The following is a 14,633-nucleotide window of genomic DNA, read 5'->3' as shown; positions in this document are numbered from 1 at the left end:
TCAGCGTGTAGCGCGACCCTTATCCGCGATGGCACCGTGCATGTCACCAGGGGCGTTGTTCGGCACAACCACCTGGGTGCATCCCCTTGCGTGGCGGTGGGGCAGAACCGTCCGAACACACGCCGACCGGGACATCGGCATCGGCATGGTCATCCGAACCGGCGCTGCGGTGTGCCACGGCGGACTGCAGAGGGCGGTCCGCCAGGAACTCGCCTGCGATGAACTCCAAGGACGGGCCCACGCCACCGGAGCGTGGCTCGCCTTCAGCCTGCGACCCTTCGCCGCCCTCGCCGCTGACGGCCTCAGCACGTGGCTAGGGCTGCACCTCACCCTCACGCTCATCACCGCGGCCCTGGTCATCCCGTTCCTTGTGCTCTGGAACTCACCCGTGCGACGCCTTCGTGGGTCGATCCGTAGTCGAAGCAGATCTAGGAGTCCCCTTCCGGTGAGTTGGCCATCGGGGTCTGATCACGGAGTAGGAGCCGCAGCCGGTGAGGTCACCACCTCCGCGCTTGACACCTCCCCGTCAATACCGGTCAGGAGTGGACGAATGTCAACGCCTTGTCAACCTGGGCAATCAAGTCGAGCATCGACTCGGCCGAAGCCATCCGGCAACGATCGAGTCATGCCGCTGTACCGGGATCGATGGGACGGTTGTGCAGTGCCATCCCGGACGGGGTCTGACTCCTGAGATCTTTGACCGAAGTGTCCAGTCACGGACCTGTCGACTGTCGTTGCGGGATGCTGCCTGCCACCGAGCCACGGGGCGGGTCCCCATAGGGGCCTTGCCGACGATCAGGCGCCATCACAGTTCAGACCGCCCGAGCAGGCCGGTGCCATCCACCCTGCACCTCACATAGCGGGAGGCGAACCATCATGACGACCAGACAGCGCAGCACCTCCTCGAGCACGGATCCTCCAGTTCGGCGCGAGGTGGTCCTGGGCGTGGACACGCACGGAGAGGTGCATGTCGCCGCCGTGGTCTCCCCGTTGGGGAAGGTCCTGGGCACCGAGTCCTTTCCGGCGACGGCGGCCGGCTACCGTCAGCTGCTCGTCTGGGCCCGCAAGCGGGGGACGGTGCGCCGGGCCGGTGTGGAGGGAACCGGCGCCTTCGGCGCGGGCCTGTCCCGTTACCTGCTCGCTCAGCAGATTCAGGTGTTCGAAGTGAATCGGCCCGATCGGTCGGCCCGCCGTCTGCTGGGGAAGTCGGACCCGCTCGACGCTCAGGCCGCCGCGCGAGCCGTGCTCCGCGGTCGTGCCCGAGCCCGGGCGAAATCCGGCGACGGCCCGGTGCACAGCGCCCGGATCTACAAACTTGCCAAGGACTCCGCGGTCAAGGCCCGCACCCAGGCGATCAACCAGCTCAAGGCCGTCCTGGCCATCGCCGAGCCCGCCCTGCGGGAACGACTGTCCAGCCTCGGCAACGCCGAGCTGTTCCGCACCTGCGCGCGCCTCGGCCCACCCGACGGTGGAGGAGACGAGGACGCGGTGGCCGTGAGGTCATCCGATGTCTCAAGCGATACGCAGCCCGCGCGGTCTTCAACCTGGTCAGACCGGTTTCCCGCACCCCCGCGTTATAGGGGCGTCTGTGAGCCGTGAGAGGGTCTGGGGCGTGAGTGAGACACCGTCGAACACCCTGCAATACCGCTTTGACGGGCCAGAAGAGGCTCCCGTCCTGATCCTGGGTCCCTCACTGGGTACCACATGGCACATGTGGGACCGCCAAGTCCCCGAGCTGACCAAGCAGTGGCGTGTCTTCCGGTTCGACCTGCCGGGACACGGCGGCGCACCCGCGTACCCGGCGGGCTCGGTCACCGAGCTCACCACACGACTGCTGGTCACGCTCGAAGGGCTCGGCGTGCAGCGTTTCGGCTACGCGGGCTGCGCGCTCGGCGGCGCGGTCGGCATCGAGCTGGCCCTGCGCCACCCCGAGCGGCTCGCGTCCCTCGCGCTGATCGCGGCCTCGCCCCGCTTCGGCACGGCCGACGAGTTCCGGCAGAGAGGCGTGATCGTCCGCACGAACGGCCTCGACCCCATCGCCCGTACCGCGCCCGAGCGCTGGTTCACCGGGGGTTTCGCCGCCGCGCAGCCCGCGATCACCGAGTGGGCCGTGCAGATGGTGCGCACCACCGACCCCGGCTGCTACATCGCCGCCTGCGAGGCGCTCGCCTCGTTCGACGTCCGGCCCGAGCTCGGGCGGGTCGGCGTGCCCACCCTGGTCCTCGTCGGCTCGGACGACCAGGTCACCGGTCCCGCCGAGGCGCGCACCCTGGTCGCCGGCATCCCCGACGCCCGCCTGGCCGTCGTCCCCGGCGCCTCCCACCTGGTGCCGGTCGAACAGCCCGCGGCGGTCACCGACCTGCTCGTACGGCACTTCTCCACCGCCTGGCAGCCCGCCTTCGAGATCTCCACCGGCCAGACGGCCCTGCCCTCGGCCGCCGCCCTCAAGCCGGCCCCGTCCCCCGCACCGCCGCAGCCCCCGCAGACCGGGCCCGTCGCCGAGATCGCCCCGGTCGCCGTACCGCCGCAGGCCGAGGGGCGGCCCGACCCCTACGACGCCGGGATCAAGGTCCGCCGCGAGGTGCTGGGCGACGCGCACGTCGACCGGGCGCTGGCGCAGGCCGACGAGTTCTCCGGGGACTTCCAGGAGTTCATCACCCGCTACGCCTGGGGCGAGATCTGGGACCGCCCCGGCCTCGACCGGCGCACCCGCAGCTGCGTCACCCTCACCGCCCTGGTCGCCGGCGGCCACCTCGACGAGCTGGCCTTCCACACCCGGGCCGCCCTGCGCAACGGCCTCACCCCGGGCGAGATCAAGGAAGTGCTGCTCCAGGCGGCCGTCTACTGCGGCGTGCCCGCGGCGAACAGCGCGTTCAAGGTGGCCCAGCAGGTCATCCGCGAGGAGACCACGCCCCAGGAGTGAGCCTCTCCACGGCTCTAGGCAGGATGGAGACCATGAAGCTCACGAAGAAGTCGCACGCCTGCGTCCGCCTCGAGAAGGACGGCCGAACCCTCGTCCTCGACCCGGGCGCCTTCAGCGAGGAGGACGCCGCGCTCGGCGCGGACGCGATTCTCGTCACCCACGAGCACCCCGACCACTTCGACGAGTTCCGGCTGCGCGCAGCGATGGAGCACAGTCCGGCCACCGAGATCTGGACCCTGAAGTCGGTCGCGGAGAAGATCTCGTCCGCCTTCCCGGGCCGCGTCCACACCGTCGGCCACGGCGACACCTTCACCGCCGCCGGCTTCGACGTGCAGGTCCACGGCGAACTCCACGCGGTCATCCACCCGGACATCCCGCGCATCACCAACGTCGGTTACCTCGTCGACGGCGGCAAGGTCTTCCACCCCGGCGACGCCCTCACCGTCCCCGGCCACCGGGTCGAGACGCTGATGCTCCCGGTGATGGCCCCCTGGAGCAAGATCTCGGAGGTCATCGACTACGTCCGCGAGGTCAGGCCGCAGCGCGCCTACGACATCCACGACGCCCTGCTCACCGACCTCGCCCGCCCGATCTACGACCGTCAGATCGGGCAGCTCGGCGGCTCGGAGCACCTGCGGCTGACACCGGGCGACTCCGCCGAGATCTGAGGCTCCGGGGGACCGGGCCGCGTTGTCAGACCCTCCGGGTAGGTTGTGGGACATGCGCATCGCGACCTGGAACGTGAACTCGATCACCGCCCGCCTGCCCAGGCTCCTGGCCTGGCTGGAGAGCAGCGGCACGGACGTGCTGTGCCTCCAGGAGGCCAAGGTCGCCGAGGAGCAGTTCCCCGCGGAGCAGCTGCGCGAGCTGGGTTACGAGTCGGCGGTCCACGCGACCGGCCGGTGGAACGGCGTGGCGGTGCTCTCCCGCGTCGGCGTCGAGGACGTCGTCAAGGGCCTGCCCGGCGACCCCGGTTTCGACGGCTCGGTGGAGCCGCGCGCCATCTCGGCGACCTGCGGCCCGCTGCGCGTCTGGTCGGTGTACGTACCGAACGGCCGTGAGGTGGACCACCCGCACTACGCCTACAAGCTCCAGTGGTTCGAGGCCCTCAAGGCCGCCGTCGCCGGTGACGCGTCCGGCAGCCGTCCCTTCGCGGTGATGGGCGACTACAACGTGGCGCCGACGGACGACGACGTCTTCGACCCCGCCTTCTTCGAGGGCTCCACCCACGTCACCCCCGCCGAGCGCGCGGCCCTGGCCTCCCTGCGCGAGGCGGGCCTGTCGGACGTGGTTCCGCGGCCGCTGAAGTACGAGCACCCGTTCACGTACTGGGACTACCGCCAGCTCGCCTTCCCGAAGAACCGCGGCATGCGCATCGACCTGGTGTACGCCAACGCCCCCTTCGCGAAGGCGGTCAGCGACGCGTACGTGGACCGCGAGGAGCGCAAGGGCAAGGGCGCGTCGGATCACGCGCCGGTCGTGGTCGACCTCGATGTCTAGGTGTATGAGAACTCGACGTTGGTGACGCTCTCGCGGAGGCGTGCTGCTGGCGGCTTTCCGGCGGCAGCACTATGCGGCCGGTGGTAGTTGTAGTGGATGTTCCACACTGCGATCGCGGCTGACCGGGCGTCCTCGCTGGTGAACTCGCGGGCGTAGAAGACTTCCTCGGCCATGATGCGCTGGTAGCGCTCCACCTTCCCGTTGTGCCGAGGTGTGTATGGCTTGGTTCTCTGATGCCGGGTGCCTTGCCCGACGATGCGGGCGAAGTCGCCGGAGCGGTAGCAAGCGCCATTGTCGGTGACGACCCGGTGGATGTGGTTGATGCCGTGGGCGGCGAACCAGACCTTCGCCCGGGCGAGGAAAGCAGCAGCTGTCGCGCCCCTCTCATCGCCCAGCGGTTCTGTGTAGGCGAGCCGTGAGAAACGCCGAGGCCGAGCCGGGTCAGGTGTCGGCTGACAGTTCGCCGGTCGATCACAAAACCGATACTGACAAGTTCGTCGGTGATCCGTTGCGCTGACCACTTGAGCGCGCGGCGCCAGGACTCGATCTGCTCGATGCCCCATGCTGGAGTCGCGTTCGGACTCCGGTGCGGACTCGACGGCCGGTCTTGCAATCCCGCAGCACCGTGTAGCCGTCAGCGATTTACCCACTTGCTGGCGCATGCGCGAGAGATACCCATCTCAGCAGCGACGTGGGCAATGGGACGTGTCTGGCACCGCTTCACGAGCCGCCTACGGCCCTCGACGCTCAGGGGCGCGATCCAGTGGGGCACTCGTCGTCCTCTCGAATTCAGACGACGGCAGGCGCGACACCTATCGTGCGCGCCTGCCGCATTGCGGCCTTTCAGCCCTTCGGTGCGACGCGGATACGGTTCCCGTCAGGATCGGCTGCGAGGAAGGTCAGCCCGAACCCCGCATCATGAGGCTCGCGCAGGATCGTGACCCCCTTGGACTGCCACTGCTCAAAGGTCGCGTTGAGCTCGTCGGGTCGTCCACCGTCAATGGCCAGGCAAACCTCACTGGTGCGCGGGACGTCCGGTGACAGATCCTCGAACTGGCCAGACCACAGAGCGAGGTCAGCGCCTGGCCCGAGGTCGAAGGTGATGTATCCCGGAGTCTCGAACGAGGGGCTCATACCGAGGAGGTCGCCGTAGAAACGAGCTGCGGCGGGAGCGTCGTTCACGTAGACGATGGACACGACGGATGTGGTCATGATCGTTCCTTTTCACAGGCGGTAGGTACGCACCCACCAGCCTGAGCGGGATATGCGCCGCATCGTGTCGCAATTCCTGAAAAAGTTGGTGTGTGACCCCGGACCGCTTCTTCGCCCTGATGCTGCTCCTCGAATCGAGGGATGCCGTGACTACACAGGAACTTGCCTCGGCGCTCGGGGTGTCCCTTCGAACCATCACCCGAGATCTGAACTGGCTCCGTGACGCCGGTCTGCCGGTGTCCGCACACCGGGGTCGCCTCGGAGGCGTGACCATGCTGCCCGGGTCCGGGCTCGACCTCACGCGGCTCACACCGGGCGAGCGTGATCATCTGTCGCTCACTGGGCTGGATGAGAAGCAACGTGCGGAGCTCAACGTATCGGTTGAAAGCCAGCGCGCGCTCTCCAAGATCGTCGCTACACAGTCACGTCGAGTTCATGAGCTCCTGCCGCTCACCGACGTAGTGCACGTGGACAGCCGTCCCTGGCGTCAGGCACGAGCTTTCGGCACGACTCCGGCTTCGCTGATCGGCACAGTGCGGCGAGGTCGCCGGCTACGGATCGAGTACGACAGCCCACGCGAGTCATGCCCACGCGACCTGGTCGTGGATCCCTACGGGCTGTTCGCCAAGGCCGGCATCTGGTACCTCGTCGCCGATTGTGCCCGAGTGCCACGGATGTACCGACTCGAACGGATCACGACGTGGAAAGAAGTCGACCAGCCACGACGGATCCGCGAGAGCCAGACCCTGGCCACCGTCGCTGCAGCGCTCACAGATCAGTGGGAACACAACCACGCGATAGAGGTCAGCGCCACCATCGACGAGACCCAGATCGAGCGAGCGCAACGGATCTTTGGCCTACGACTCGTCTGGGACGACCAGGAAGAATCCGCCACCGGCCGCAAGGTAACGATCCGCTTCCTGCATCTGGAGGACGTGCGAGCACTACTGCCGTTCGGGAGCGCCATCACTGTGCACGGCCCCACCGAAGCCAGGGCTCACCTCCGCGACCTCGCCACCAATCTTGCCCACCACTATGCGCCGTCACCAACGTCCTGACCTGCAACATCTAGGACCTCAGAAGCCGCAGGTCGACCGAGTCCGCCAGGGCCGCCAGCCCCGCGTCGCCCGGATGCAGATGGTCCCCGCTGTCGTACCCGGGGAGCATCCGGGACGGACGGGCGGGGTCGCGTACGACGGCGTCGAAGTCGAGCACCCCGTCGAAGATCTCGCCCTCGCGGATCCACTGGTTGACCGCGACCCGCTCGGCGTCGACGGCGGGTGTGCACCGCGCCTCGCCCTCGCAGGGCAGGATCGTCGCCGCGAGCATCCTGAGGTCCCGGGCGTGCCCCCGTGCGGCGATCTCCCGCAGCCCGGCGATCACCTGCTCCGCCGAGGTGCCCCACCGCAGGTCGTTGACGCCCTCGAAGACGACGGCGGTTCGGACCGACGGCTGGGCGAGGACGTCCCGGTCGAACCGGTGCAGGGCGCTCACCCCGGCCGTGTCCGTGGACACCCCGTCGCCGGGGTACCGGTCGGTGACCACGCGGTTGCCGGAGACGCCCTGGTTCAGCACGCCGTAGCGCGGGACGGTGCTCTGCGTCAGCAGCCGGTCGGCCAGGACGTTCGGCCAGCGCCGGTTCGCGTCCACCGTGGACTTGTCGCCGTCGGTGATCGAGTCCCCGAGCAGCACCACGGATCCGGGCCCGCCGCTCACATCGACCCCGGCGAGCAGCGGCCAGCCGGTGATCACGGAGGTGTACGCGCCTGCCGAGCCGTCCGCCGCGTGATCGCCGGCCTCGCTGACGTACGAACGCTGCTGCGCGAGCCGGTGCACGGGCGCCGCCGCCACCGTGCCTGGCAGGTGGAAGCTCACCAGCAGATCGGCGTCCGCCGGCACGGTGAAGCCGAGCGGATCGCTGTACGCCTGCGCCCCGGCCGGGATCCGCACGCCCGCCGCCCCGCCGAAGGACAGCGGCACCGGAGCGCCCCGCGCGGCCGCCCCCGAGGCCCGCACGGCCACCGTCGCGCTCCCGATCCGCACCGGCGCCGCAGCGAAGGTGTTGTCGAACCGCACCCGCACCAGGGGACCGCCGGCCGATGTGTGCACCACCAGCCGCAGCGTCCGGTCCGTCCAGGGCCCCACCGCGCCGTAGCCGCCGGTGGACGTCGTCCAGCTGCCCGTCCAGCCCTGTGTGGCGGTCCGTACCGACATCGCGAAGACGTGCAGCCCGGCCGCGCCCGGCAGCCGGACCGAGGCTACCGCGCGGCCCGGGACCAGCGGCACCGTCACGACGTACAGGCGGGCCCGCTCGGCGAGTTGACCAGCGGGTGTGTTGATGTGCGGCAGGGCCACGGCCTTCGTGGCGAGCGGGCCGGTGCGCCAGTCGGGCGCGGTCAGCCGGTAGCCGGCGCGCGTGCCGTTCGCGTACGTGATCGTGCCCGGCCCGCCCACCTCCGTGCCGGCGGTGCCCGCGACCAGGAAGGCGAGGGCGTCACCGCGGCCGGCGACCCGGACGTCCTGGCCGGCGGCGCGGACGTTGTCCGGCTCGCCGGGCCGGCGCTTCGGCCAGGTCAGCCAGGCTCCCTGCACGGTGAGGGCGCGGCCGGGCGTCCAGCCGGCGGCCGCGAGGTCACGCGCCGAAAGGGAGGCCCCGGCACCGTCGAAGTCGGCCTGCTCGGGCCGGCTGTCGTCGCTGACGGCACTGTTGTCGAACAGCCGCTCCAGCGGCACCGGCGTGGCCCGCCCCTCCTCCTCGGCCCGCGCCGAGGCCGCCGAGACCAAGGACCCGCACAGGGCCAGGACGACCAGGATCCCCCGGACACATCGGCGCACGGCCGGCACCTCCCGCTCATCGACACACGACACGACACGACCAGACGCAGGGACGGAACAGAAGGCGTAACGACCAACGAGACGCAAGACGCACGGTGAAGCTAGGGAGACATGGGGGACCCGTCAACGCGCGCCGCGTGAACTCGGCCGGAACACGACCGGAATCGGCGGGCCCGCGCGCCCTGTGGTGCGTACGGCGGTACGAATGACACGCTGTACGTATGAACATCCCATTCCTGGGCCACCGGCGCCAGAAGGTCGGGTTCCCCGATCCGGCAGGCATCGCGGAACTGCTCGCCGAGTGCGAACTGCTCCGTTCCCAGGCGTCCAGGGAGGGTGTCCGGCTGGACGACTCGGCGGCCTCCCTGGAGGCCCTGGACCAGCTCGTGCCGCGCTGGCGGGACGACGAGGAGACCCTGCTCTGGCTGGGCAACGACGCCGGGCTCTACCTGGGCACCGTCATCGTGCGTACCGTGCCGGGAGCCGCCTGGGAGATCCGGTCCGACGGACAACCGGTCGTGCGGCTGGCCTCCGGCCGGGAGTTCGACGTCGTGGACTTCGGGCACGAATGGGCCACGAACGGCGTGCCCGAGCTGTCGCAGCTGTACGCGGAAGTCGCGGAGTCGTGAGCCTGCTGGCCGTAAGCTCTGGACCACATTCCGACGTAAATACGGCTAATGATCCACAGGTGCGTGTCGCCTCACAAGTCCGATCCTGCCTGGATACGTTGCGGCAACCACCACACAGCTGAGAGTGAGTAGGGCTGAGTATGGCCGTCGATCCGCTGATCGAGCTGCGTGACGTCAACAAGCACTTCGGGGACCTGCATGTCCTGCAGGACATCAACCTCACCGTCGGCCGGGGGGAGGTGGTCGTGGTCATCGGCCCGTCCGGGTCGGGCAAGTCCACCCTGTGCCGGGCGATCAACCGGCTGGAGACCATCGAGTCCGGGACGATCATCCTCGACGGGCAGCCGCTGCCCGAGGAGGGCAAGCCCCTCGCGCGGCTGCGCGCCGATGTCGGGATGGTCTTCCAGGCTTTCAACCTCTTCGCTCACAAGACCGTCCTGCAGAACCTCTCCCTGGGGCAGGTCAAGGTGCGCGGGCGCAAGAAGGAGGACGCCGACAAACGCTCCCGTGAACTCCTCGACCGGGTCGGCGTCGCCGACCAGGCGGACAAGTACCCGGCCCAGCTCTCCGGCGGTCAGCAGCAGCGCGTGGCCATCGCCCGCGCCCTGGCCATGGAGCCCAAGGCGATGCTCTTCGACGAGCCGACCTCGGCCCTCGACCCGGAGATGATCAACGAGGTGCTGGAGGTCATGCGGCAACTGGCCCGCGACGGCATGACCATGATCGTCGTGACGCACGAGATGGGCTTCGCCCGCTCGGCCGCCAACCGCGTCGTCTTCATGGCCGACGGCCGTATCGTCGAGGACCGTACGCCCGACGAGTTCTTCACCAACCCCAGCAGCGACCGCGCCAAGGACTTCCTCTCCAAGATCCTCAAGCACTGAACGGGCAGGCACCGGACGGCTCATCGCGTCGGACCTCGACTACGATGTGCCCTTCATCCCTGTCGGAGAGGGGGACTTCGCCGAAGGCCGCCGATCCCGCCCGGGGTGAGCAGACCGCCCGCCCGGCCCGCGGGGGACTCCCCTCGGGTGCGGCCCCCACGGCCGGATGGCCACGGGGGCGGCGGTTCACATCGGCCATGCTCGTCCGGCGGCAGCCGGAGATCACTGCTCGCGCAGCGGAACCGACACGTACGACGGGTCGTTCGCCGGCGAGGAGAAGGTCAGCTGCGCGCCGGACGGGTTGTGCTCGATGTACAGCGGGTCGACCGTGTCGACGACCAGGGCGAGGCGATGCCCGGCCGGGACGTCGTAGGCCGTGGAGTACAGCTCCAGGTCGACGCCGAACGCCTTTCCGGGGGTGCGCCCGTGAAAGGTGTACGGCGCGTGGGAGACCAGCTTGCCGAGGCCGAGCGGCCCCACGTCGTACAGGTAGGCGACGAGGGTGCCGCTCTCCTTGGTCGGGGTGAGGGTCGTGTGCAACTCGGCCGTTCCGCGCACCTTCTGGGCGGTGGCGTACTTCTCCGACTGCCATACGGCGGCCCAGCGGCGGGGGAGCAGAGGGATCGAGGCCATCGGCGGCAGACGGGTGATCTGGTCGAGGATGCTGGACAGGAACACGACGCCGCCGTCGGCCCCCGAGTTCACGTTCGCGCGGATCGTCTTCGAGCCCGTGAGGGCGATCTTCCGGTCGTTCGCGCCGACCGACTTCCAGTCCAGGTAGCCCTCGTAGCCGCCCGTGGAACGGGACTTGAGTTGGACCGGCTGCTCGCGGTCGATGCCGTTGTCCTCGCCTCTGAGGTAGTGGTCGAACCAGCGCTCGGTGTCCTTCCACACGTCGTTGGGCAGCCCGAACAGGCCGGTGAGCTCAGGTGTGGCGTGGTCTCCGGGGCGCGTTTCCAGCCGCTTCGGGCCGGTCAGCTTCTCGTAGAAGTCGGCGTACTGGTTGGGCGGGAAGACCGAGTCGCCCCAGGCGTTGGCGAGCATGATCGCCGCGCCGTTGTCGTTGATCCGGTCGACGTAGGTGACAGCGGAACGTTTCTTCCCCCAGGCGATGAGCTCCGGCTCCTTCACCGGATCGGAGCCGTAGAAGTCGTCGAAGACCTGGCGGAGCTCCGCGCTCTGACGGCCCGTGACGATGCTCGCGCCGTCCAGCAGGGCGGCCGCCTGGACGTGCTGGGTGCGCCCGGCGTAGATCGAGCCGATCAGGTCGGCCCAGCCGCTGAGCGAGGCGACCGCCCTGACCCGCTTGTCGTGGGCCGCGGTGAGCAGGCTGATGCCGGCGCCGTAGGAGACACCCGCCATGCCCACGTGCCGGGCGTCCGAGGAGGTGTTCGCGAGCGCCCAGTCGATGACCTTCGAGGCGTCGGCGACGTCGGGTGGGCCCGCCACTTCTATCTCGCCGCCCGACTGCCAGAAGCCGCGCACGTTGTAGGTGACCACGACGTACCCGGAGTCGGCGAGCTTCTGCGCCTGCGTCAGGTACTCGACCTGGGGCAGCCCCCAGCTCGTCGGCATGACGAGCAGCGGGTGGCGATCGGTGCTGCGGGCCCAGGCCGGGGTGACGACGTTGGCCTTGAGGACGGTGCCGCCGTCGCCGCTGATGTCGACGAAGCGGACGGGGTTCGGCGCCGCCCGGGCGGTGGGGGCGACTCCGAGGGCGGTGCCGGCGACCAGGGTCGCCGAGACGGCGCCCACGGCGGTGCTGCGCAGGGCTGCCTTGCGGTGGGGTCCCACGGCCACTCCTCACTCGTGTAAGTGCAAAGGGACCAGACGGTAACCTCACCCTCTTGCCAGGGGTAACCCGCCAGTAAGTTACGTGCCAGTAACGATTGTTGAGACGTGGAGAATTCAGGGGGACCGGTGGCTGTTGCGTGGGGCCGGGGCGGGGAGCGGGGTCTGTGCCGCGCGGGTCACGTCCTCGACGAGCTCGACGACGTCCGGTCCGTACGCCTGGGAATTGATCACCTTGAGCAGGATGGCGAAGGAACCGCTGCCGTACCTGCGGGCCAGCCGTTCCTGGTTGCGGGCGAGATATCTGGTGGCCGCCTGGTTGGTGATCGAGGTCTGGCCGCAGAAGAGGAACACCGGACGGGTGTTCTGACTGCGGTCGGAGGTGAGCCGGGCGAGCAGCGCGTACTCCTCCTTGCCGTTGTCCACGCGGTAGCGCTCCGTGCCCACCAGGAACGAGCCGCGGTCCGGGCCCGGTTCGGCGTCCACGTTCACCCGGACGCCGGGGAGCAGGGAGGACAGATGGGCCGCCATCCGGCGGTTCGACGCCGGGCCGCCCACACAGAACTCCGTGCGCTCACCGAAGCCCTGCCGTGCGGTGTCGTGCGGGAGGATCTGGGCGTGCGCGTTGCAGTCCTTGATCAGAGCGGCGAGCTCCAGGAGCGCGAACACGTCGTAGCGCATCACCGAGAACTCCGGTCCCGAGGCGCCCCGGTTCACCACCAACAGGGACTCGGAGTTGTCGGGCAGCCCGAAGAACGCCTGCTTCCTGCGGAGCCTGCGCCGGTACAGGTAGGTGCGGGCCACCCAGCCCAGCGCGGCGCTGATACCCGCCGCGACCACACCCAGGACGATGTTGCGCACGTCGTCGTTCATGGGCGCGCATGGTAGCGGGCCCGACGCACCGGTGTTCGACGCCTGCCTGACGTGGCCATGGTCATGAATTAAGCTGCGCGGACGGCCTTTGACTGGAGGTGCGGATGCGTCGCCCTGTGGCACGGAATCTGACGGTCCTGGCGGTTTCGGCCGCCGTGGTGGCTTCGATGGGGGCGGCTGCGCCACCCACCGCGCACAACTCCGGGGGTGAGAAGACACCCCTGGCCGTCGGCTATGGCGGCGCCGTGTCGAGCGTCGATCCCGACGCCTCCGCCGCCGGGATCGAGGTCCTGAGGAAGGGCGGCAACGCCGTCGACGCGGCCGTCGCCACGGCCGCCGCGCTCGGCGTCACCGAGCCCTACTCCGCAGGCATCGGCGGGGGCGGCTACTTCGTCTACTACGACGCCGAGTCCCGCAAGGTGCGCACCATCGACGGCCGCGAGACCGCACCGCTGAGCGCCGGCAAGAACCTGTTCGTCGAGAACGGCAAGCCGATCCCCTTCGCCCAGGCCGTCAGCAGCGGTCTCAGTGTCGGCACGCCGGGCACGCCCGCCACCTGGCAGACGGCGCTGGACCGGTGGGGCAGCAAGCGGCTCTCCAGTGTCCTGAAGCCGGCCGAGCGGCTCGCCCGCGACGGCTTCACGGTCGACAAGACCTTCCGCGCGCAGACGGCGTCCAACGAAACCCGGTTCCGGTACTTCCCGGACACCGCGGAGCTGTTCCTGCCGGGGGGACGGCTGCCGGTCGTGGGCTCCACCTTCAAGAACCCAGATCTCGCCCGCACCTACGCAGAGTTGGGACGCAAGGGTGTCGGCGCGATCTACCACGGGTCACTCGGCCGGGACATCGTGGACACGGTCAACAAGCCGCCGGTGGACCCCGGCTCGGGCTGGAACGCCCGCCCCGGCGACCTGTCCGTGAGGGACCTGGCCGCCTATCGCACCAAGCTCCAGGCGCCGACCAGGACCTCGTACCGCGGCTTCGGCGTCTACTCCATGGCGCCGTCCTCCTCCGGCGGCACGACGGTGGGTGAGGCGCTCAACATCCTTGAGCGGACCGACCTGTCGAAGGCGAGCGAGGCGAAGTACCTGCACCGGTTCATCGAGGCGAGCCGGATCGCGTTCGCGGACCGGGGACGGTGGGTGGGCGACCCCGCGTTCGAGGACGTGCCGACGAAGGAGCTGCTGTCGCAGCGGTTCGCCGACTCGCGGGCCTGCCTGATCAAGGACGACGCGGTGCTGACCAGCCCGGTGGCGCCCGGCGATCCGCGGAACCCGAAGCCGTGCGGCGCCGGCGGCACGGCCGCTCCCACGACGTACGAGGGTGACAGCACGACACACCTGACCGTGGCCGACAAGTGGGGCAACGTCGTCGCCTACACCCTCACGATCGAGCAGACCGGTGGCAGCGGGATCACCGTCCCCGGGCGGGGCTTCATCCTCAACAACGAGTTGACGGACTTCTCCTTCACCCCCGCGAATCCGGCCGTGCACGACCCGAACCTGCCGGGCCCGGGGAAGCGGCCCCGGTCTTCGATGTCGCCGACGATCGTGCTCGACCGGCAGGGCAAGCCCGTGGTGGCGCTGGGATCACCGGGCGGGGCGACGATCATCACGACAGTCCTGCAGACGCTTGTCGGGTTCCTCGACCGGGGGATGCCGCTCGTCGACGCGATCGCGGCGCCTCGGGCCAGTCAGCGGAACGCTGCGCAGACCGAGCTTGAGCCCGGGCTGTATGAGGACGTCGAGTTGAGGAAGCGGCTCGAAGCGATCGGGCACTCCTTCAAGGCGAACCCTGAGATCGGCGCGGCGACAGGTGTTCAGCGGTTGCCGGGCGGGAAGTGGCTGGCAGCCGCCGAGACCGAACGGCGGGGTGGCGGGTCGGCGATGGTGGTGCGGCCTGTGCGCTGAGTGCTGTGTGCCGCCGTGTGGGGGCGGCCCGCCGCCCCCACACGGCGGAGCCGCACATGCGTACAGCCTCCTGCCC

At 69.6% G+C, this 14,633-nt stretch carries 11 protein-coding genes and 2 pseudogenes; 8 read left to right on the top strand and 5 right to left on the bottom strand.

Features of this window, described 5'->3' with window-relative positions; all coding sequences use genetic code 11:
- Positions 1-876 precede the first annotated feature (876 nt).
- The 4 genes and pseudogenes from ACWD1U_RS00565 to ACWD1U_RS00550 form a co-directional block, all read left to right on the top strand.
- Positions 877-1,455, top strand: a pseudogene (locus ACWD1U_RS00565) (IS110 family transposase); the annotation flags it as partial.
- Between the two features lie 157 nt (positions 1,456-1,612).
- Positions 1,613-2,923, top strand: a complete 1,311-nt coding sequence (gene pcaDC / locus ACWD1U_RS00560) for a bifunctional 3-oxoadipate enol-lactonase/4-carboxymuconolactone decarboxylase PcaDC (protein WP_451103476.1) — start codon at positions 1,613-1,615, stop codon at positions 2,921-2,923.
- 32 nt (positions 2,924-2,955) lie between these two features.
- The gene (locus ACWD1U_RS00555) at positions 2,956-3,591 is read left to right on the top strand and encodes an MBL fold metallo-hydrolase (protein ID WP_451103475.1); all 636 of its coding nucleotides are present in this window, start codon (positions 2,956-2,958) and stop codon (positions 3,589-3,591) included.
- A gap of 52 nt (positions 3,592-3,643) precedes the next feature.
- Positions 3,644-4,423: an exodeoxyribonuclease III gene (locus ACWD1U_RS00550; protein WP_451103474.1), complete on the top strand. Its 780-nt coding sequence runs from the start codon at positions 3,644-3,646 to the stop codon at positions 4,421-4,423.
- Here the strand turns inward: ACWD1U_RS00550 and ACWD1U_RS00545 are convergent.
- Together ACWD1U_RS00545 and ACWD1U_RS00540 are read right to left on the bottom strand one after the other, a co-directional pair.
- Positions 4,420-5,195, bottom strand: a pseudogene (locus ACWD1U_RS00545) (integrase core domain-containing protein). The gene ACWD1U_RS00550 and the pseudogene ACWD1U_RS00545 sit on opposite strands and share 4 nt — an antisense overlap.
- Positions 5,196-5,266: 71 nt before the next feature.
- The gene (locus ACWD1U_RS00540; RefSeq protein WP_193478666.1) at positions 5,267-5,635 is read right to left on the bottom strand and encodes a VOC family protein; all 369 of its coding nucleotides are present in this window, start codon (positions 5,633-5,635) and stop codon (positions 5,267-5,269) included.
- Between the two features lie 92 nt (positions 5,636-5,727).
- Here ACWD1U_RS00540 and ACWD1U_RS00535 point away from each other — a divergent pair, with 92 nt between their 5' ends.
- Positions 5,728-6,693 (top strand): helix-turn-helix transcriptional regulator, encoded by a 966-nt coding sequence (locus ACWD1U_RS00535; RefSeq protein ID WP_451103473.1) that lies wholly within the window; start codon positions 5,728-5,730, stop codon positions 6,691-6,693.
- Between the two features lie 10 nt (positions 6,694-6,703).
- Here ACWD1U_RS00535 and ACWD1U_RS00530 read toward each other — a convergent pair whose 3' ends face one another.
- Positions 6,704-8,470, bottom strand: a complete 1,767-nt coding sequence (locus ACWD1U_RS00530) for an SGNH/GDSL hydrolase family protein (RefSeq protein ID WP_451103472.1) — start codon at positions 8,468-8,470, stop codon at positions 6,704-6,706.
- 221 nt (positions 8,471-8,691) lie between these two features.
- On the opposite strand from ACWD1U_RS00530, the gene ACWD1U_RS00525 reads away from it, so the two are divergent.
- Together ACWD1U_RS00525 and ACWD1U_RS00520 are read left to right on the top strand one after the other, a co-directional pair.
- Complete coding sequence (locus ACWD1U_RS00525; RefSeq protein WP_451103471.1) at positions 8,692-9,099, top strand: DUF6278 family protein; 408 nt, start codon at positions 8,692-8,694, stop codon at positions 9,097-9,099.
- Between the two features lie 140 nt (positions 9,100-9,239).
- A complete protein-coding gene (locus tag ACWD1U_RS00520) occupies positions 9,240-9,983 on the top strand; it encodes an amino acid ABC transporter ATP-binding protein (RefSeq protein WP_451103470.1) in 744 nt (247 codons plus the stop codon).
- A gap of 222 nt (positions 9,984-10,205) precedes the next feature.
- Here the strand turns inward: ACWD1U_RS00520 and ACWD1U_RS00515 are convergent, their stop codons facing one another.
- Positions 10,206-11,777 carry an alpha/beta fold hydrolase gene (locus ACWD1U_RS00515; protein WP_451103469.1) on the bottom strand — a complete coding sequence of 524 codons (1,572 nt, stop codon included), beginning with the start codon at positions 11,775-11,777 and terminating at the stop codon, positions 10,206-10,208.
- 114 nt (positions 11,778-11,891) lie between these two features.
- Positions 11,892-12,647, bottom strand: coding sequence for a hypothetical protein (locus ACWD1U_RS00510; protein ID WP_451103468.1), 756 nt, complete (start codon positions 12,645-12,647; stop codon positions 11,892-11,894).
- A 104-nt stretch (positions 12,648-12,751) separates the two neighbouring features.
- Between ACWD1U_RS00510 and ggt the strand changes: the two genes are divergently transcribed.
- On the top strand, positions 12,752-14,557 hold the full coding sequence (gene ggt / locus ACWD1U_RS00505; RefSeq protein ID WP_451103467.1) for a gamma-glutamyltransferase: 1,806 nt from the start codon (positions 12,752-12,754) through the stop codon (positions 14,555-14,557).
- Positions 14,558-14,633 lie beyond the last annotated feature (76 nt).

It is taken from the genome of Streptomyces sp. NPDC002788, from assembly GCF_053592115.1.
The sequence above is the reverse complement of the archived record's forward strand: the minus strand, read 5'-3'. Positions and strand labels throughout refer to the sequence as shown.